Raw genomic sequence first — 19608 nt, forward strand, 5'->3', positions numbered from 1 at the left:
AAAGGAGTAATTAATGAATAATAAAGGCATTTTATATAGTGCTATAAGTGCTACTATAGTGGCTATTGCGGGCGTATTGTGGTTAAATCAAGATATCACAGCTAAAACAAATGATTCAGTAGGTGGAATCATTTCTCAAGAAATTGTAAAACTTGGCGATGAAAACCCTACTTTTGATTATTGGGGAAAGAATTTTCCTGATTATTTAGATATGCATACAGCAGTGGAAAAACAAGCACCTAATGCAACAGAATTTGGTGGAAATTTAGCTTATTCAAAACTAATCCGCTATCCACAACTAACTGTTCTTTGGGCGGGTTATCCATTTAGCATTGATGCTAATGAAGAAAGAGGACACTTTTGGGTTCAAGTAGATCAAATGGATACAGCTAGAAATAACAAAGATTTCTTAAATGCACATGGCTTTGCAGGATTTGGTGGTCAACCAACAGCTTGCATGAATTGCCATAGCGGATGGACTCCTTGGCTTTTAAACAACACTGCAAAAGGTGATTGGGTGGCATTTAACTCTGCAAAATATTGGACTATGATTAAAACAGTTCCTGCGGTAAATGGAGCTAAAGAAAACTCGCCTGAGCACAGTGGACCTCATGGTGGAAAAAGAATGGGTGTAACATGTGCAGATTGTCACAACCCAACAGACATGAGTTTAAGACTTACAAGACCAGCTTTAATCAACGCATTAATTTCAAGAGGCTATGAAGCAGATGAAAAACAAGGCATTAAAGCTTCAAGAAGCGAGATGAGAACTTTAGTATGCTCTCAATGTCACGTTGAGTATTATTTCAAACCAACAGGTACTAAAGTAAAAACTATCGGTGAAAGTATTGCTAATGATAGTTCTAAAAAATGGTGGAATGGTACACAAAAAACTTATGATGAATTTGACTCTTGGAGAGATGGAAATAAACCAATTGAAATTGAGGTTGATGGTATAGAGTTAACCTATCCATGGAGTGAGTGGAAAAAAGGTGAGCCATTTAGAATAGAAATGTTTGATGATTATTATGAAAAAAATAGAGAAAATTTCCCAAGTGATTGGGTTCATAAAATCACTAAAGCACCTATGTTGAAAATTCAACACCCAGAAAGCGAGCTTTATAGTGGTGGAGTACATGCTGCAAATGGTGTAAGTTGCGCAGATTGTCACATGCCCTATATTAGAAAAGGTGCAAAAAAAGTTACCAACCATAACATCACCTCGCCTTTAGTTGATATTAATTCAGCTTGTAAAACTTGCCATACTCAAAGCGAAAGCTATCTAGCTAAACAAGTAAAAGATATTCAAAATTCAGTAGCTCATGATTTAAGAACAGCTGAATATTCTTTAGTAAGCTTGATTAAAGATGTAGAAACTATTCGCGCAGAGCTTGGAAAAATGCCTAAATTCCAAACTAATGGCAAAGCAGATGATGCTAAAATTTCAGCTGAATTAAAAGAAGTATTAGAACTTCATAGAAAATCTCAAGTAAGAGCAGACTTTGTAGGTGCTGAAAACTCAACAGGATTCCACAATCCTAGAGAAGCTTCAAGAATGCTTTTACAATCAGTTGATATGTCAAGACAAGGACAAACTAAATTAGTAGAAATTGCGGCCAAAAATGGTATTAAAGATTTCAAAACTTCAAATTTAGGTTTTGAAGATATTCAAAAATTAAATCCAGGTGAAATTCACTATAAAGTAGATCTAAATGGCAACAAAGCAGGAGATCGCTACTATAAACACCAAGAAGTAAATGGTAATCCACCAGCAAAACTTCTTGAAGATGATAAAAATCTAAAACCTTATAATTATAAAGTAATAGATTAATCAAAATAAACCCTCATAATCGAGGGTTTATTCTTTTATTAAACTAACATCCTCGCCTTTTAAAATTTTATTCATAGTGTTCATAGCACACATTTTTCCACACATTGAACAAGAATTAAGTTCTTCAGGCTTTCTTTCATTAAACATTTTCTTAGCCTTTTCTCCATCAATTGCCAATTTAAACATTTTTTCCCAATCAATATCTTGTCTAGCTTTACTCATTTCATCATCTATTTTTCTTTCTTTAGGAAGTTTGGCTATATCTCCTGCATGAGCTGCTATTTTAGTCGCTACTATACCATCTCTTACATCTTCTAAATTTGGAAGTCTTAAATGCTCAGCAGGGGTTACATAGCAAAGTATATCAGCACCAGCTGCTGCTGCAACTGCTCCGCCGATCGCTCCGCTTATATGATCATATCCTGCACCTATATCAGTAACCAATGGTCCTAAGACATAAAAAGGCGCGCCGTTGCAAATTCTTTTTTCAAGTTGCATATTAGCTTCTATTTCGTTAATAGCCATATGGCCAGGTCCTTCTATCATCACTTGTACATCTTGAACCCATGCTCTTTTGGTTAATAACGAAAGTTCGATAAGTTCAGCAATTTGAGCTCCATCACTTGCATCATGAGTACAACCAGGTCTTAGCGCATCACCCAAAGAAAGTGTCACATCAAATTCCTTACATATAGCGAGTAAATCATCATAATATTCATAGAATGGATTTTCAGCATCATTCATTTGCATCCAAGCATAAAGAACTGAACCTCCTCTTGAAACTATATTAGTAATCCTATCACACTCTTTAAAAACCCTAGCAGCACGAGAATTTATCCCTGCATGAATTGTCATAAAATCCACTCCACTTTTAGCGTGATGATATACTACATCTAAAAAATCTTTTGCCTTAATATCTTTTAAATCTTTTTCCAAAAAACCTACCGCATCATAAACAGGCACAGTGCCTATCATAGCTTTTGAAGTAGCAATTAACTCATCTCTAAAACGACTAGTTTTACCATAATTACTAAGATCCATAATAGCTTCTATATTAAATTTATGAGCCAATTCTACTTTTTTCATTTCTTCACTATAATCTACACAATCATTTGAAACACCTAAATTTACATTTACCTTTGTTTTAAGTCCATAGCCAATACCATTTGGGTCTAGTACTTTATGGTTGATATTTGCAGGAATGATAATTTTTCCACATGCTATATTTTCAAGCAAAAAATCTTCACTTACTTGCTCTTTTTGTGCAACAATTTGCATTTGTTTTGTGAAAATTCCTTCTTTTGCATAAGACATTTGAGTTTTCATTTAAATTTATCCTTAAAATAAAATTTGGATAAATGAAGGGTATGTGAGTAGTTGATAAATTATCCCAACGCTAGCATTACCTAGTTCTGGTGCGGTCTAAGCTTTTAGCTTACTCTCAGCCTGTATCACAAGCTCCCGTCATTTATGCAAAGCAAGTATAGCAATAAATACAAAACAAAGTTTATTTTTTTATTTGATTTTTAGCTTGCTTGCTAAAATGTAACAATTCTTCGGTAGTTTTTATATAAAAAGGAATTTTTTTAAGACAGTATTTTAAAATTTCACTTGCAGCCAAAGCATCACTTAAGGCTCTATGATGCTTACTTTCAATACACAAAAACTCTTTTAGCGCATCAAGACCGTATTTTGGACTTTCAATACACTTTTTAGCTAAATCAATAGTACATAATCTTCTATTTAAAAGCACCCCAAAATCATTTTCATACATAGCTTTAGATATAAAATGATAATCAAAACGCACATTGTGTGCTACAAAAATGCTATCTTTTAAAAACAATTTAAAATCATTTAACACAGTTTTTAAAGAAGGTGCATTTTCTACCATGTCCAAACTAATCCCGGTTAATTCTGTAATATTTTCAGGTATGCTTTCTACTTTTACAAAACTTTCAAATCTATCAATTTCTTTATAATTTTGAATTTTAACCGCACCTATTTCTAAAATTTGACCACTTTTTATCCCGCCAGTGCTTTCGATATCTACTACACAAAAAATCTCATCTTTTATTTTTGTATTTTTACTTTTTAAGCACAAGCAATTTTGCGCATTAAGCTCCACTCCTAGTCCTAAAAGCTCAAAAATATATAAATCAAACTCATAATGATTTAATTCTTCTATTTTTGCAAGTTCTTTTAAAACCCAAGGAAAAGGTTTGTTTTCTTTGCTTAGCTTGATGATTAAATCATCGATTTGTTGTTGACTCAAAATTCAAGCTTTAAAGAATTAATTGCTGTTTTTTTATCTTGTGAGGAAAAGATATAACTACCTGCGACTAAAATATCAGCTCCTGCTTCATCTAAATCAGGTGCATTTAAACCATTTACCCCACCATCTACTTCTATAAAAACTTTAAGATTTTTCCTATCTATCATTTCTCTTAACTGTCTAATTTTATCATACACTAAAGGTAAAAAACTTTGCCCACCAAAGCCTGGATTAACACTCATTAAAAGCACCATATCTACAAATTCTAAAATATGCTCTATACTTGAAATTGGGGTATGTGGATTTAAAACAATAGCAGGATGGATGCCATTTTTTCTTATATACTCACACACTCTAATAGGATGATTTTCAGCTTCTAAATGAAAACTGATAAATTTTGGCTTTATTGGGATAAATAAATCTACAAAACTACTAACATTATGCACCATTAAATGCACATCTAAAGGCACTGAAGTAATTTTTGAAATATTTTCAATCACACAAGGACCAAAAGTAAGATTTGGTACAAAATGTCCATCCATCACATCAATGTGCAACAAATCAGCCCCTGCTTCACACACATCTTTAATCTCATTTTCCAAATTTAAAAAATTTGCAGACAATAAACTTGGCGCTACATACATTTTATATCTCCAATAAAAGTAAAAAATAATTTTATCATACTTATTATCAAATTTTCTTTATGTATTTTTGATAATATTTGATTTTTTTAAGCTTGTTTTAGATATAATGCTAAAAATTATTTTTATTTCATAAGGAAAATTTATGTCAAGAATTTGCCAAATTACAGGAAAAGGACCTATGGTAGGTAACAATGTTAGCCATGCTAACAATAAAACAAAAAGACGCTTTTTGCCAAATTTAAGAACAGTTCGTATTACTTTAGAAGATGGAACTACTAGAAAAGTTAGAGTTGCTGCTTCAACTTTAAGAACACTTAAAAAGCAAAGTAGTAAATAATCCTTAATGTAAATGAGGAATTACTATGTCTTTTTTAAAAAAGCTACAAAAATTCCTCAATTGGTCTCCCTCTCCAAAACCTTCAATTAATCTCAATGATGAGCTTTATGAGCAACTTAAATTTTTAAGAATTCCTCTTATTGCCGTTGTTGTTATGACATTAATTGGGGCTTTTGGTTATATGCTCACAAGTAATTACAACCTTAACGATGCTATTTATCAAGCCGGTATGACTTTTACCACTTTGGGTTATACTGAAGTTAATCCCATACCAACAGCGGGTAGAATTTTTACTGTTGTATATGTACTATTAACTTTTACAATATTTACTTTTTGTATGGGTTTAGTAATAGAAATAGTAAAAAAAGGTGTTTTGTCTAAAATCATCAAGGAAAGAAGAATGCTGCATAAAGTTGCAAGATTAAAAAATCATTTTGTAATATGCTACCATAATGATTTTACCATAGAATTAGCACAGCAATTTAGAGAAAATCATATTCCTTTTGTTGTGGTTGATGAAGTTGAAAATTTCAGCGAGATTGCTGAAAAATATAATTATCCTTATTATATAGAAAGCGCACCTCATACTAATACAGCCTTTTTAAAAACCAATCTTTCTAGCGCAAAAGGCGTAATAACCCTTAGTAATAACATAGCAGATAATATTGCTATCATTGCCTCAGTAAGATTATTTGAAAAAGAACTACAAAGAATTAATCCTTATTTTATACTAGCTAGTTCAAGCAACGAAGATGAAACAGAAAAACTTAAAAAACTTGGAGCAAATTCTATTGTTTCTGCTACAAAATTAGTCGCGCAAAGACTTAGTGCGATGTCAGCAAGACCAGATATGGAAAATTTATTAGAAAATTATCTTTATAAAAAAAATAGCCCTATTGATTTAGAAGAGGTTAAAATTCCTGATGAATCGTGGGTGAGATTTAAAAGATTAAAAGAAATTCATTTAAGAGATATGGCAAACGTAAGTATAGTAGGAATTTTAGAAAATAAAAAATTCACACCTATGCCAAGAGGTGATACTTTAATAGGTACTGGAGCAAAATTATTAATCGTAGGTACAGCAGATAGCATAAAAATAGCCAAAAAGATTATAAAAAACAAGCAAAAACCCGATGAGTTAAAATATATTTAACTTATTTTAAGCTATAATCAAATATTAATTTTAAAAAGGAGGCTTATATGCTACATGAATTTAGAGATTTAATCACTGAGCTAAAAGGTAAAGACATGCACTTTGATAAATTGTTTGAAGAGCACAATGAACTTGATCACAAAATCAAAGACGCAGAAGAAGGTAGAATTTATCTAGATAGCTTGGAAATTGCAAATCTTAAAAAAGAAAAACTAAGATTAAAAGATGAGCTAAACACTTATTTATCAAATTATAAAAAATAATTTCTTTCTAATTTTAACTTTCAAGGAAAAACTATGTTTGGAAAAAAAAGTCAATCAAAACAAGACTTTGAAGATTTACAAAATAAAATCAAAGAACTAGAAGAAGAAAACAAAAAACTTCTTTTAGAAAAACAAGAATTAATCGAAAAATACGAAAAGCAACTTCAAGAAGATTGTGGGAAAACTGCACTTGAAACTCGTCTTTTGGAGATGTTATTAACTGGAGTGTTAAAAGGCATTTCAAATGTACAAGGCGATATGCAAGAAAATGTAAATAAAGCTGAAATGATTTCCCAGTATTCTGACTCATCATTAAAAGATATGCAAGAATTAAATGCAATTACGCATTCAATTATATCTTCACTTCAAAGCATTATTGAATCAGCTAACCGTTCAAGAGATACAGCGGGTAATTTACACCGCAGTGTTGATGAAATCACTAATGTTATTAACTTAATCAAAGATGTATCTGATCAAACTAATCTTTTAGCACTAAATGCCGCAATTGAAGCTGCTAGAGCAGGAGAACACGGCAGAGGCTTTGCTGTTGTTGCTGATGAAGTTAGAAAACTTGCCGAAAAAACACAAAAAGCAACCTCTGAAGTAGAATTAAATATTAATTTATTAAAGCAAAATGCAGATGAAATGTATGGACAAAGTGAACAAGTAGAAAAAGTATCATTAGAATCAAATGAACATATTATAAAATTCTCTAGTAATTTTGCTCAATTAATCTCTAATGCAAATTCAACTAGCTCGCACGCTAAACGTATTGCTTCTGAAATTTTTGTTTCCTTAGCAAAATTAGATCATGTTGCTTTTAAATTAAATGGTTATAATGAAATCATTCATGCTTCAGGTAAAGCACTCTCTGATCATTTAAGTTGTAGACTTGCAAAATGGATTGCAGGTGTGGGCAAAGAAAGATTTTCTAGCGGAAGAGCTTTTGGTAAGTTAAATTTACCACACCAAAAGGTGCATGAAAATATCAACCAAGCCGTTGCCTTGGCACATAATGAAAATACAGGCAATGAATTAGTTCAAAATCAAATTCTAGATAAATGTTCTAATGCTGAAAAAGCCTCTGAAGATTTATTTATACTCTTTAAAGAAATGCTTGAAGAAAAAGACCCAAACATTGAAAATAAAGAAGAAAAATAAAGGTAAGATTAATTCTTACCTTTAAACCACAAATACGCATATTCAAGTAAAGGGGTTTTGATAGGATTTTCTTTAGAAAATTTTTCAAAGTCTTTTCTTTTTATCCATACTGCTTGAATATCCTCTCCATCAATTCCACCACCATGACCAGTTTTATCATCTTCGGTAATTTCAGCATAAAATAAAAACTGTCTACTTACACCTGAACCAAAACCTGTATAAAACTCTCCTATTTTTTCTACAACCTTAGGAGTATAACCTAGCTCTTCAATACATTCTTCTTTAGCTATTTCGTCTAAACTCAAATTTTTATCAACAAGTCCTGAACAAAGCTCTATGCTAAATCCCATCTCATCTAATTTTAAGTTATTACGTTTTTGATAATCCCATAAAGGAATTCTAAATTGTTTTACAAAGACAAAAGAATCTTTTTGAGTATGATACAAAAAAACAGAAACACTATCCAATGCTTCTATAAAATCCCAAGTATATTTTTTATTATCTTTGCCTATATAAGTATATCTTTTAGGTTTAATGTATTTTGAGTTGGAAAATCGCTCTTCTTGTAAGTTTTTCATGTAAAATCCTTATAATTTTACATCTATTATAACAAAAATAAAAATCAGTGCAGAAAAATAAAAAAAAAGAGTGAGTTGCTTTATATAAAAAGCAACTCAAAAGCAACAAAAAGATGGTATTACATCATACCACCCATGCCTCCCATACCGCCCATGCCACTCATATCAGGCATAGCAGGTTTATCCTCTTTGATTTCACTAATTGTAGCTTCAGTTGTTAAAAGCATACTAGCTACTGAAACTGCATTAAGCAAAGCCACTCTTTCTACTTTAACAGGATCAATAATACCGCTTTCAAGCATATTTACATATTCACCTTTTGCAGCATCAAAACCGGTATTTTCTTCTTTACTATTTTCTACTGTATTTACAACCACACCAGCATCAAATCCAGCATTTTCAGCAATTTGTCTTAAAGGTGCTCTTAAAGCTCTTTCTACAATAGCAGCACCAATAGCCTCATCACCTTGCAAATTCAAGCTGATTTTTGATTTTGCTTTGATTAATGCAGCGCCGCCACCTATTACTATACCTTCTTCAACAGCAGCTTTTGTAGCACTTAATGCATCATCAACTCTATCTTTTTTCTCTTTCATTTCAGTTTCAGTAGCAGCACCAACTTTAATCACCGCTACACCACCGCTTAACTTAGCTAGTCTTTCTTGTAGTTTTTCTCTATCATAATCTGAGCTTGTTTCAGCAATTTGAGCTTTGATTTGATTAATTCTTGCATCAATATTTGCTTTTTCACCTGCGCCATTTACAATAGTTGTATTATCTTTGTCAATAATCACGCTTGAAGCTTGACCTAAATCTTGGATACTAGCACTTTCTAAAGTTCTTCCAAGCTCTTCAGAAATCACTTCACCGCCTGTTAAAATAGCAATATCTTCAAGCATAGCTTTTCTTCTATCGCCAAATCCAGGAGCTTTAACTGCTGAAATATTTAAAACACCTCTTAATTTATTTACAACTAAAGTTGCTAAAGCTTCACCTTCAATGTCTTCAGCTATAATTAAAAGTGGTTTTCCTGTTTTTTGAATTTGCTCTAAAATTGGTAATAAATCTTTTAAATTAGCAATTTTTTTATCAAATAACAAAATAAATGGATTTTGCAATTCAGCTGTCATTTTTTCAGTATTTGTAATGAAATATGGGCTTAAATAACCTCTATCAAATTGCATACCTTCAACCACATTTAATTCATCATTGATTGATTTTGCTTCTTCAACAGTGATAACACCATCTTTTCCAACTTTTTCCATAGCATCAGCGATTAAATTTCCGATTTTCTCATCTGAATTTGCAGAAATTGTTGCAACTTGAGCAATTTCTTTTTTGTCTTTAACTTCACGAGAAAGTTTTTTAAGTTCAGCTACTATAGCTTCACAAGCTTTATCCATACCTCTTTTAACTTCGATAGGATTGGCACCTGCTGTGATATTTCTCAAACCTTCTTTAAAAATAGCATGCGCTAAAACTGTTGCCGTTGTTGTTCCATCGCCTGCTTGATCAGCTGTTTTACTAGCTACTTCTCTAACTAAAGAAGCACCCATATTTTCTAAAGAATCTTTTAATTCTACTTCTTTAGCCACACTCACACCATCTTTTGTGATAGTTGGAGCACCAAAGCTTTTTTGGATTAATACATTGCGACCACGTGGTCCCATGGTAACTTTTACTGCATCATTAAGTTTTTTAACACCTTCATAAAGTTTATTTCTTGCTTCATCTGAAAAAAATATTTCTTTTGCCATTTTTTATCCTTTTTTATTTAATAATCCCTAAAACATCTTCAACATTAAGAACTAAATACTCTTCATTATCAAGTTTTATTTCAGTTCCGCCGTATTTTGCAAACATTACTTTATCATTTACTTTAATATCTTCTATTTCTTTACTCACTGCAACAACTTCACCATTTAATGGTTTTTCTTTAGCATTATCTGGTATAATAATCCCAGAAGCAGTAGTTTTCATTTCTTCTAAGCGTTTTACTAAAATACGCTTTCCTAGAGGTTGAAAATTCATTTTTTATCCTTTCTAAAATGTGCTATTTTTAGCACTCTTTGTTTTTGAGTGATAGAATTATACATTAAAGAAAGTTAATTGTCAATAAATTAAGTAAAATATATCATATAAGTTTAGTCTATTACACTAAATTTTTATGATATATTATTATAAAGGTTTCTCATGAAAAAAATTCTTTACATCCTTTTAGGCGTAGTATGTGTGGCATTATTAGCTATATATACATTATTATTTACAAGCACAGGCAATGCTTTTTTAAAGCCAAGAATCGAAACAATTATTGCTCAAAAAAGCGGTATGAATGTTAAATTTGAAAATTTTAAAATTAGTTTTTCACAACTTGACATTAAAGCAAATATTGATGATAAATTTTTTGCTAATATAGAAGGTGGTATATCACCTTTAAGACTAGGGTTTGATTTAAACTATCTTTTAGGACTTAAACAAAATTATATTCAAGAACTTGGCTTAAAAAGCGATAAAGATTTTACATTTAAAGGTAGTGCTGTAGGTAAAAGTAGTGATTTTTCAGTAAAAGGTAATGGATTTTTATTTGATTCTAATCTTAGCTTAGATGCAAAAATTGTTGATTTTTCTCCTATAAATCTTGAATTTATTGGAAAAAATATAGATTTGGCTCAAATTTTAGATTTTGCTAATCTACCAAGATATGCTCAAGGAAAAATTAGTATTATCAGTGATATACAAACTAAAGATTTAAAACCAAATGGCAATGCTTTGATTAATTTTTACACAAGTTCTATCAACAATACTCTCATTGAAAAAGATTTCAATCTAAGCCTACCAAAACAAAGCTATATAAAAGGTGAAATAAGATCTTTAATCCAAAACAATGAAGTTATATCTAAAAGTGAAATTTTAAGCAACTTCTTCAAACTTTATACACAAAAAAGTATTTATGATATAGCAAAACAAAGCTTAGCTAGTGATTTTGACATCAAAATAGATGATTTTAATCAATTTTCATCTTTAGCTAAAATGAAACTCCAAGGCAAAAGTCAAATTCAAGGTAATTTACTTTTTGCAAACAATCAATTACAAAAATTAGATGCTAACTTGCTGGGATTTGGTGGTAGCTTAAAAACTATTTTAGAAAATAATAATCTTAATATCAATACAACTAATATTGAAGTAGCAGAGCTTTTAAAGACTATCTCTATGCCTGCTTTTATTAATTCTAAATTAATTTTAGATTTAAAAGCGCAAGGACTTGATTTTAAAAATTTCAATCTAAATACTAGGTTAAACAATGCAAATATAAATGTTGTAGAATTTAAAAAACTAAGCAATATTGATTTTCCAAAAACAACTTTTAATCTACAAGCTAAAGCAAATGCGAAAAATTCTTTGATTGATTATGAAGCTTTGCTTGATTCAAACATAGCAAAAATACCTCAGCTAAAAGGCTCTTATAATCTTACAAACAAAGATTTAAAAGCACAAATTAGTGCTTTTGTAGATAATCTTAACAAATTAAAACCTTTAACCAAACAAGATCTCAATGGACCTTTAAATTTAGATGCCAAAGTTGATCTTAAGGCAAATCAAATTCAAAATCTTGATGCAAATATTAAAATCATGCAAGGACTTATCAATGCAAAATCTAATGGAAAAAGTTTACAAGCAAAGATTGATAATATAAAATTAGAACAACTTTTCCCTTTAATTGGACAAAAAGTTTTAGCATTTGGCGATGTAAATGCTGATATTGATTTAAAAACACTTGATTTTAACAATATTAATGGTGATTTTAAAGCCACTATCAATTCTTCTTTTAATGAAGTAGAATTATCCAAGCTTTTGGATAAAAAATTTCCAAAGAATACTTCAGCAAAAATCAATCTTGATGGAAAAATTTCTAAATCAATCATTAATTTTAACGCTAAAGCTCTAAGTTCATTTGCAAATATTAACTCATTAAAAGGAAATTTTGATCTTAATCAAATGGCTCTGGCAAGTACTTATAATATTTCATTGCAAGATTTTTCTAAACTAGGATTTTTAGTCGATAGAAACTTAAAAGGCAAGGCTGATTTTGAAGGAAAATTTGATTTTAAAAACGCTTTAATTGATGCAAGCGTTAATAGTAAAAATATATTTGACGGCTCATTAAATGCAACTTTAAAAAATAATATTTTTAACGCTAAAATGCAAAATACTGATCTTTCAAATTTAGCTCAAAGTTTAGATTTGCCTGATTATTACCAAGCAAAATCAAATTTAAGTATTGACTACAATCTTTTAAAAGAAAGCGGTGTGGTGCTAATGAACTTAGCCGATGGACAACTTAAGAAAAACCTCATCACAAGTGCTTTAATGCTACTTTTACAAAAAGATATCACTCAAGATGTATATCGCAACGGTGAAGCTAAAATAAATATCAATAAAAATCTTATAGATTTAAATTTAAACCTAGTGGCTGATAGAAGTAATATAAACATCAGCAAAGGCAAAGTTGATACAAAAAGCACTAAATTAAACATTCCTTTTAATATCGTTATTGATAGAGCAAATTTCAAAGGCATTATAAAAGGAACAACACAAGACCCTAAAGTAAGTCTTGATACAAAAAGTGTTGTAAATTCTATTGTTAATACAATAGGTGGAAATGCTAGTGATGGTGCTAAAAACACAGGTAAAAAAGTAGATCAGGCAATAGATAAAATCTTTAACAAACTCTTCTAATACATCTAGCCTTAAAAAGGCTAGATTTTTTAAAATAAACCAAATTTACCATCTTTTTTCTTATACAGTACCCTCATTTTTGCATCTATGTCATTAAAAACTAAAAATATATCTTTACTTGCTTTTAGCTTTTCTAATGCTTCTTCAATTTCTAAAGGTTTATATAATTCAAGTTCCATTGGAACTATCTCATCTTCCTCAATCACACTTGGCAATACTAAATTTTCTTTTATCTCATCTTGATGTTTATGGGTGATATTTTTATCATGCAATCTTCTTAAAACCTTAGAAATTCTATCAATAGCTAAATCTATAGCAGCATATAAGTCTTTATCCTTTTGCTTTACAACCACTGTGTTAATACCAGCTAGGTTAATGCTAAATTCAGCCCAAAATCCTTTCTTTCCATGCCTTTCATCAGCACTTATAACACAACGTGCAGAAATCACATCTAAGCCATATTTACTTAAAGCATCAAAGCTTTTTTCCACATACTCTTTTATAGATTCAGTTAGCTCAAATTGCTTTCCAACTATACTTGTATTCATTACTTCTCCTTTTTATGAAGTTAAATACATTATAGCACTTTAATCGTAAAAAAATAACTTTTTAAATAAAAAATAAATTTAAAATTTTAAAGGATCTAAAATAAGCACACCATCTGTTGAAAGTTTTTTACCTTGAAAGTGTATTTTACAAAAAGAAACAATTAAAGCATGAAAAATTTGATAAAGCTCATATAATTTACATTCTTTTTTTAATAAAACACACAATTCTTGTTGATTTTTAGCTATGTCTTTTTTTAAAAAATCTGCCAACTCATCATAACTTTGACACTCATAGCCTAAATAATTAGCTATTTTTGCACTATAAGCATCAACTACTAAAACTTCTTTTTTACATATATAATTTAAAATTCCATCTACACTTTCTTGACCCAAGCCTTTAATACCTAAAAGCCATTCTCTATCTACTTCTTCTTTAAAAAGTTCAAAAGAATTAAAATTTTGAAAATATTTTTGAGTGAAATTTTTAATATATTTTGCCTTGGTATTATAAAATCCACTTGGCTTTATTAAAAGTGCTAAATCTTGAGTGCTTAAAGTTAATAAATCTTCTATCTTGGTAATATTTGCTTGTTTTAAATTTGTCAAAGCTTTTAACACATTTTTCCAGTTTGTATTTTGAGTTAAAACCACAGAAATTAAAATTTCAAACTCGCTTAAAGTATTATTTTCTAACCATTCAAAATCTTTATAGTCAATATTTGTATTAACTAAAGCTTTAAAAATTTCATATCCGCTCATGCTTTTTCACTCTTTCTTAAATGCATCAAAATAGCCTCGATCACATCATCATCGTCTTTACTTTTTGCCTTAATGACTTCCTTACTCTCATCATCTTTTACAAAACAAATATTTTGCTCATAATTACTCACTAGTTTATAATGCTTGCTAGCCAAAATTTTTATAATGATTAAATCCAAAAACTGCTTAGTAAAAATATCAGGCTTACCAAAACGATCATTCATCTCACTTTCTATCTCATAAACTTCATTAACACTCATACATTTACTAAGTCTTCTATAAAGCTCTAATCTCAAACGATCTTCACTAATATACTCACTATTTAAAAAGGCATTGATATTAAGCTTTAGATCTATTTTTTTCTCTTTAATTTCTTCTTTTTTGCTTAGCTTATTAATTTCATCTTCTAACATTTTAAGATATAAACTATAACCAATTTGCTCTATATGTCCACTTTGATCCACGCCTAATAAATTTCCACCACCACGAATTTCTAAATCATGGTAAGCAAGCACGCTTCCTGAACCTAAATAAGAATTACTCTCCAAACTCGTAAGTCTTTTTAAAGAATCTTTTGTGATTTTTTCCTTATCTTCAATCAAAAAATAACAATACCCTTGCTTAGCACTACGCCCTACTCTTCCTCTAAGTTGGTGCAAATCAGCCATACCAAAGCGATCTGAATTTTCCACTATGATAGTGTTTGCATTTGCTAAATCAATACCACTTTCAACTATAGAAGTACAAAGCAATAAGTCATATTCTTTATTTTCAAATTTAATCATTTCTTCTTCAGTAGTTTTTGCATCAATTTTAGAATGCAAGATTAAAATTTTTAAATTTGGAAACAAATCTAAAAGATATTTTTTACACCCATCAATACTTGCTATATGATTGTGTATATAAAAAATTTGTCCTGCTCTTCTTAATTCTCTAGAAATAGCTTCTTTAATCAAAGCGTCATTACTTTCTCTAACAAAGGTACGCACATCCAAACGATCCTCAGGTGGAGTTTGTAAAACACTATATGATTTTAAAGAACTAAGAGCTTGATTTAAGCTTCTTGGTATAGGCGTTGCTGACATAGATAAAATATGGGAGTTTTTACTTAATTCTTTGAGTTTTTCTTTTTGTTTTACACCAAATTTATGCTCCTCATCTATCACAACTAAACCCAAATTTTCACACTCAACCCCTAAAAGAGAATGCGTTCCAACCACTACACAAGGTTTATTTTCTTTTAAAAACGCTAAAACTTGTTTTTTTTCTTTAGCACTAGTAAAGCGATCTAGCTTAAAAACCTCTATATTAAAAGAATCAAATCTTCGTTTTAAGGTTTTAAAATGCTGGGCTGAAAGTAAAGTAGTTGGCACAAAAAACAAAGCCGTATAGCCACTTTTTACACAAGTAAATATAGCATTCATAGCAACTTCTGTTTTACCAAAGCCCACATCACCACTTAAAAGCCTATCCATCACCTGCATACTTTTTAAATCTTGAGTGATTTCTTGACAAACTTGACTTTGATCTTTAGTATAAAAAAATCCTGCTTTATTGATAAATTCATCTTGTAATTCTTGAGAAATTTTTAATTCTTTTGCTTTTATCAAAGCTCTAGCCGCTGCTAAAGAAACTATATTTGAAGCAATGGCAAATAATTTTTCTTTTAATCTTTCTTTGATTTTTAGAAAACTTCCTTTTCCAAGCTTATCAAGTAAAGGCACGCCACCACTTGCACCGATATATTTATCAATCATATATAAATTTTCAACAGGCAATAAAAGCTTATCGTTATTTAAATACCCAAGAGCGACAAATTCTTTTTTTGCTCCTGCAATTATAATAATCTCAAGACCTAAAAATTTAGCTATACCATAATCTTCATGTACAACAAAATCCCCAACCCTAAGCTCATCTATTACCAAACTTGCTTTTCTAACTCTTTTACTTTTTTCTTTTTTATTTAAAGAGATAATAAGCTCATCTTGAGTGATTAGGTTGATTCTTTCTTGAGATATTTTTAATTTAATATTTGAAAATTCTTGTAAATTTAAAGCTTTAAACAAAGCTTCATTTTTTGCCAAAATAGTAATTTTTTTATCTTTGTGAAAAGTGAAAAAATCATGATTATAAGAGCTTATTAAATCTTTATAAAATCTTGGTTCAGGTAAAATATTTTGATTAATTTTACTAATATCTTCTTCAAAATCATTTATATCAAAATTTTTTATACTCACAAAATTTAAATCCAAATAATCACAAAAATCATCAACACACCAAAAACCCAAAGAATTAACATCATTGATAATGCTTTGACTTTGAAAATTTTGAATTTTTTCTTGTAAATTTTCATATTGCTCTTGATTAAAAGCACTTAAAAATGGACAAATCTCAATTTTTGAAAGTTCATTTGGGATTGATTTTTGTGTATGAATATCAAAATATCTTATACTTTCTATCTCATCTGAAAAAAGCAAAATTCTAAAAGGTTGTTCTTCATTAATCGCGAAAATATCTATAATATCCCCGCGTATTGAAACCTCACCCTTATCTTGAACTATATCTACAAACTCATACCCACTATGTAAAATTTCTTCTTTAAATTTCTCTAAAACAAGAAGTGAATTTCTTTTAAGAATAATGTTTTTTAGATGCTTTTTCCCGGGGAGTTTTTGCAAAATTGTTTTTATAGGAGAAATTAAAATTTTATTTTCATCTTCTTTATGATAAGTATTTAAAACTTTACAAATTTCAAAAAGCTCTTTAGAAAAAGAGCGCAAGTCACTACCAAATTCTGCTCTAAAATCAGGTAAAACGAAAGTTTTTAAATTTAAAAATAAACAAACTTGAGCTAACTCATCTGCTTCTTTATCATTCTCACAAACTATTAACTCAGTTTTGTTACTTAATAAATATTCATATAATTTAGCTTGCATTTTCTGAATTTTCTATGCTCACATCAATAGTTGTAAGTTCTTCATCTTTTTCGATTATTTTACTGCTTCCATTAAATTTTCCACCATTTTCAATGCTTAATTGTTTAACTATGATATTACCATTAAGCACACCACCGGATAAAATTTCCAAAGAATCAACTTGCATTTCTCCTTCAAAAATCCCATTAATCACTATCTTACTTGCCTTAACTTGTCCTTTTAAAACACCACTTTTACCTATCACTATCACATTAGAAGAATCAATCACACCTGTAATCTCTCCATCTAAATGAAGCATAGAGTCAAAATAAAATTTTCCTTCTATTTTTGCTCCGTTTGAAATGACTGTAGTTTCGGATACTGTAGCAATAGAGCCTTTATTAAAGATTGCCATGGAACTCTCCTTTCTTTATCAAATATTTGTTCATAATTTTTTCGGTTTAAATCTATAAAAATTTTAGGGTCTAAAAGTTTATTAATAAATCTAACCTCATAATGCAAATGTGGTCCCGTAGAAAGACCGGTATTTCCTGTATATCCAAGTAAATCACCTTTTTTTACAAATTGCCCTGCCTTAACAACATCTTTGCGCATCATATGTGCATATACCGTTTTAAAGCCAAAATTATGGATCAAAATCACTGAATAACCATAACCATTATTACTATATGCAGCATATTCAACTACTCCATTTGCCGGTGCATAAATAGGAGTATTTAAAGCTGCTCTTAAATCAATACCTGGATGAAACTCTTTTTTATTTAATATAGGATGATGGCGCCATCCGAAATTACCTGTGACTCCATTATCTTCTATCACATGGCCATTTGGAATTTGTGTTAAAAATAAATAGGCTTGATCGTTAGTAAGCTTAACTTTTTCCAATCTTTCTGGTATATCCAAACCCTCATCTTGCTTTAAACCTAAATTTTCTTCAATATCTGCAAGTTGAGTTTGGAGTTCATCATACAAGGCTGTTTTTTCCTCTAAACTTTTTTGCATACTTTCATTTTGAGAAAATAATTTAGTATTTTTTGCTGACAATGTTTCTTGCTCTTTTAAAAGCTCTGAACGCTTATCTGCCAAATAATTAATATATAAAGCACCCAAAACTATAACAACAAAAACAAAAGTAGTAAAATAAATAATTACTTTTTTTATGATCTGACTTAATAAAAAATGTCTAGAACCATTTACATCTGTGATAGTTAACGTAAATTTATCTTTCATTATAGCCTCTTAAAAAATTTTCTACCAATACAAAAGAACCAAAAACTAAATACAACTCATCTTTTTTTATTTGTTCAAATTTTTGATAAGCAATATCTAATTTTTCTAAATTTTCTAGCAAAACAGAGTCTGCTAAAGGTCTGTCTTTGCTTTCATATTCATAAATTTCAACTATTTTTATTATAGGCTTTAAAGCTCTTAAAATTTTATAAGAATCTTTATCTAAAAAGCAATTATAAACCAAATGAACTTTTTTTTCCTTGAAAATTTCAGCTAAAGCTAAAGCTGCCATTTCATTATGGCCTACATCAACAAAAATATTTTGACTTATTTGCTCACACCTTCCTTTTAAATCAAGTTTTGGCAAATTACTAATGCTGCAAATCAATTCTTTTTCATTTTTGGCACAAATTTTAGAAAAAGCTTCTAAGGCTAAAAAAAGATTATCTTTTAAAAAAGTTGCTAAATTATATTTTTGAATATATTTTTGCACATAAGGATAAATAGCCTTGTTTTCATCTAACGCACTAATATCTAAACTAGCTTGTTTTAATTTTGCTATTTTTTGAGCCAAATTTAATACTTTTGTTTCTTGCTTATGATTAATTAAAGCTTTAGCACTCATGGCTTTTAATTTTGTTCTTGCTATTTCATCTAAGTTTTTACCCAATAAATCTTGATGATCAAAACCTATTTTAGTAAAAATACTAAAATCTATCTCAAAAACACTTGTAGCATCGTACTCTCCACCTACTCCAGCTTCTAAAATCACATAATCACAATCTTTAAAAACAAAAAATGCTAAAAATGTAGCATACTCAAAATAGCTAAGTTTTTTCACATCATCTAAAAAAACACTTTCTAATTCTTCGTGTGCTTTTTCTAAAAGCTCATTGCCTGTAATTTTTCCATTTAACCAAAATCTTTCATTAAATTCAAAAATATGAGGGCTAGTATAATGCCCTACTTTATATCCTTGCTCTAAAAGCAAAAGCGCTAAAAATCTACCTGTACTTCCTTTGCCATTAGTGCCAATAATTTGAATATTTTTGGTTTTTGGGATAAATTTTTTATATTTTTCATACATACTAAACATAAAAAATCTACTGATTTTTTGCACATGCATGGTTTTTTGTGAAAGTGTTTGCTGGAATTTCAT

18 protein-coding genes, 1 pseudogene and 1 riboswitch are annotated in these 19608 nt (G+C 29.7%); of the genes and pseudogenes, 7 read left to right on the forward strand and 12 right to left on the reverse strand.

Annotated features, from left to right (window positions below; all coding sequences use genetic code 11):
- Positions 1-13: 13 nt before the first annotated feature.
- The gene (locus L8T90_RS00795; protein WP_263663115.1) at positions 14-1831 is read left to right on the forward strand and encodes an ammonia-forming cytochrome c nitrite reductase subunit c552; all 1818 of its coding nucleotides are present in this window, start codon (positions 14-16) and stop codon (positions 1829-1831) included.
- A 27-nt stretch (positions 1832-1858) separates the two neighbouring features.
- Here L8T90_RS00795 and thiC read toward each other — a convergent pair whose 3' ends face one another.
- The 3 genes from thiC to rpe form a co-directional block, all read right to left on the reverse strand.
- On the reverse strand, positions 1859-3157 hold the full coding sequence (thiC, locus tag L8T90_RS00800) for a phosphomethylpyrimidine synthase ThiC (protein WP_263736440.1): 1299 nt from the start codon (positions 3155-3157) through the stop codon (positions 1859-1861).
- A gap of 44 nt (positions 3158-3201) precedes the next feature.
- Positions 3202-3306: riboswitch (TPP riboswitch) on the reverse strand.
- 32 nt (positions 3307-3338) lie between these two features.
- Positions 3339-4103 (reverse strand): 3'-5' exonuclease, encoded by a 765-nt coding sequence (locus L8T90_RS00805; protein ID WP_263706357.1) that lies wholly within the window; start codon positions 4101-4103, stop codon positions 3339-3341.
- Positions 4100-4747: a ribulose-phosphate 3-epimerase gene (rpe, locus tag L8T90_RS00810; RefSeq protein ID WP_263736441.1), complete on the reverse strand. Its 648-nt coding sequence runs from the start codon at positions 4745-4747 to the stop codon at positions 4100-4102. Before rpe ends, L8T90_RS00805 begins: the two co-directional genes overlap by 4 nt.
- A 142-nt stretch (positions 4748-4889) precedes the next feature.
- Between rpe and rpmB the strand changes: the two genes are divergently transcribed.
- From rpmB to L8T90_RS07905, 5 genes and pseudogenes are all read left to right on the forward strand, one after another.
- Positions 4890-5084, forward strand: a complete 195-nt coding sequence (gene rpmB, locus L8T90_RS00815; RefSeq protein WP_012661734.1) for a 50S ribosomal protein L28 — start codon at positions 4890-4892, stop codon at positions 5082-5084.
- Between the two features lie 25 nt (positions 5085-5109).
- Entirely contained in the window at positions 5110-6237 is a 1128-nt protein-coding gene (locus L8T90_RS00820) for a potassium channel family protein (RefSeq protein WP_263678769.1), read from the forward strand.
- A 47-nt stretch (positions 6238-6284) separates the two neighbouring features.
- A complete protein-coding gene (locus tag L8T90_RS00825; RefSeq protein WP_263736442.1) occupies positions 6285-6500 on the forward strand; it encodes a YdcH family protein in 216 nt (71 codons plus the stop codon).
- Positions 6501-6929: 429 nt separating this feature from the next.
- A pseudogene (locus L8T90_RS07900) lies at positions 6930-7217 on the forward strand (methyl-accepting chemotaxis protein); the annotation flags it as partial.
- Positions 7218-7283: 66 nt separating this feature from the next.
- Positions 7284-7661: a CZB domain-containing protein gene (locus L8T90_RS07905; RefSeq protein WP_412174990.1), complete on the forward strand. Its 378-nt coding sequence runs from the start codon at positions 7284-7286 to the stop codon at positions 7659-7661.
- An 8-nt stretch (positions 7662-7669) separates the two neighbouring features.
- On the opposite strand, the gene L8T90_RS00835 is transcribed toward L8T90_RS07905, so the two are convergent.
- The 3 genes from L8T90_RS00835 to groES form a co-directional block, all read right to left on the reverse strand.
- Positions 7670-8239, reverse strand: a complete 570-nt coding sequence (locus L8T90_RS00835; RefSeq protein WP_263678772.1) for an NUDIX domain-containing protein — start codon at positions 8237-8239, stop codon at positions 7670-7672.
- Positions 8240-8358: 119 nt separating this feature from the next.
- Positions 8359-9996: a chaperonin GroEL gene (gene groL, locus L8T90_RS00840; RefSeq protein ID WP_070256698.1), complete on the reverse strand. Its 1638-nt coding sequence runs from the start codon at positions 9994-9996 to the stop codon at positions 8359-8361.
- A 13-nt stretch (positions 9997-10009) separates the two neighbouring features.
- Entirely contained in the window at positions 10010-10270 is a 261-nt protein-coding gene (groES, locus tag L8T90_RS00845; protein ID WP_039626536.1) for a co-chaperone GroES, read from the reverse strand.
- A gap of 162 nt (positions 10271-10432) precedes the next feature.
- On the opposite strand from groES, the gene L8T90_RS00850 reads away from it, so the two are divergent.
- A complete protein-coding gene (locus L8T90_RS00850; protein WP_263736444.1) occupies positions 10433-12976 on the forward strand; it encodes a hypothetical protein in 2544 nt (847 codons plus the stop codon).
- A gap of 29 nt (positions 12977-13005) precedes the next feature.
- Here the strand turns inward: L8T90_RS00850 and hpf are convergent, their stop codons facing one another.
- The 6 genes from hpf to L8T90_RS00880 all read right to left on the reverse strand — a co-directional run bounded on the left by hpf (position 13006) and on the right by L8T90_RS00880 (position 19608).
- The gene (gene hpf, locus L8T90_RS00855; protein WP_039618662.1) at positions 13006-13524 is read right to left on the reverse strand and encodes a ribosome hibernation-promoting factor, HPF/YfiA family; all 519 of its coding nucleotides are present in this window, start codon (positions 13522-13524) and stop codon (positions 13006-13008) included.
- A 78-nt stretch (positions 13525-13602) separates the two neighbouring features.
- Positions 13603-14283, reverse strand: a complete 681-nt coding sequence (locus L8T90_RS00860) for an endonuclease III domain-containing protein (RefSeq protein ID WP_263736445.1) — start codon at positions 14281-14283, stop codon at positions 13603-13605.
- Positions 14280-17219, reverse strand: a complete 2940-nt coding sequence (locus tag L8T90_RS00865; protein ID WP_263736446.1) for a DEAD/DEAH box helicase — start codon at positions 17217-17219, stop codon at positions 14280-14282. Before L8T90_RS00865 ends, L8T90_RS00860 begins: the two co-directional genes overlap by 4 nt.
- The gene (locus L8T90_RS00870) at positions 17209-17613 is read right to left on the reverse strand and encodes a bactofilin family protein (protein ID WP_257396780.1); all 405 of its coding nucleotides are present in this window, start codon (positions 17611-17613) and stop codon (positions 17209-17211) included. The genes L8T90_RS00865 and L8T90_RS00870 overlap by 11 nt, the downstream gene beginning before the upstream one ends.
- Positions 17541-18452 (reverse strand): M23 family metallopeptidase, encoded by a 912-nt coding sequence (locus tag L8T90_RS00875; RefSeq protein ID WP_263678820.1) that lies wholly within the window; start codon positions 18450-18452, stop codon positions 17541-17543. Before L8T90_RS00875 ends, L8T90_RS00870 begins: the two co-directional genes overlap by 73 nt.
- Positions 18439-19608, reverse strand: a complete 1170-nt coding sequence (locus L8T90_RS00880; RefSeq protein WP_263736447.1) for a Mur ligase family protein — start codon at positions 19606-19608, stop codon at positions 18439-18441. Before L8T90_RS00880 ends, L8T90_RS00875 begins: the two co-directional genes overlap by 14 nt.

Origin of the sequence: Campylobacter sp. RKI_CA19_01121, assembly GCF_025771295.1 — a bacterium.
GTDB lineage: Bacteria > Campylobacterota > Campylobacteria > Campylobacterales > Campylobacteraceae > Campylobacter_D.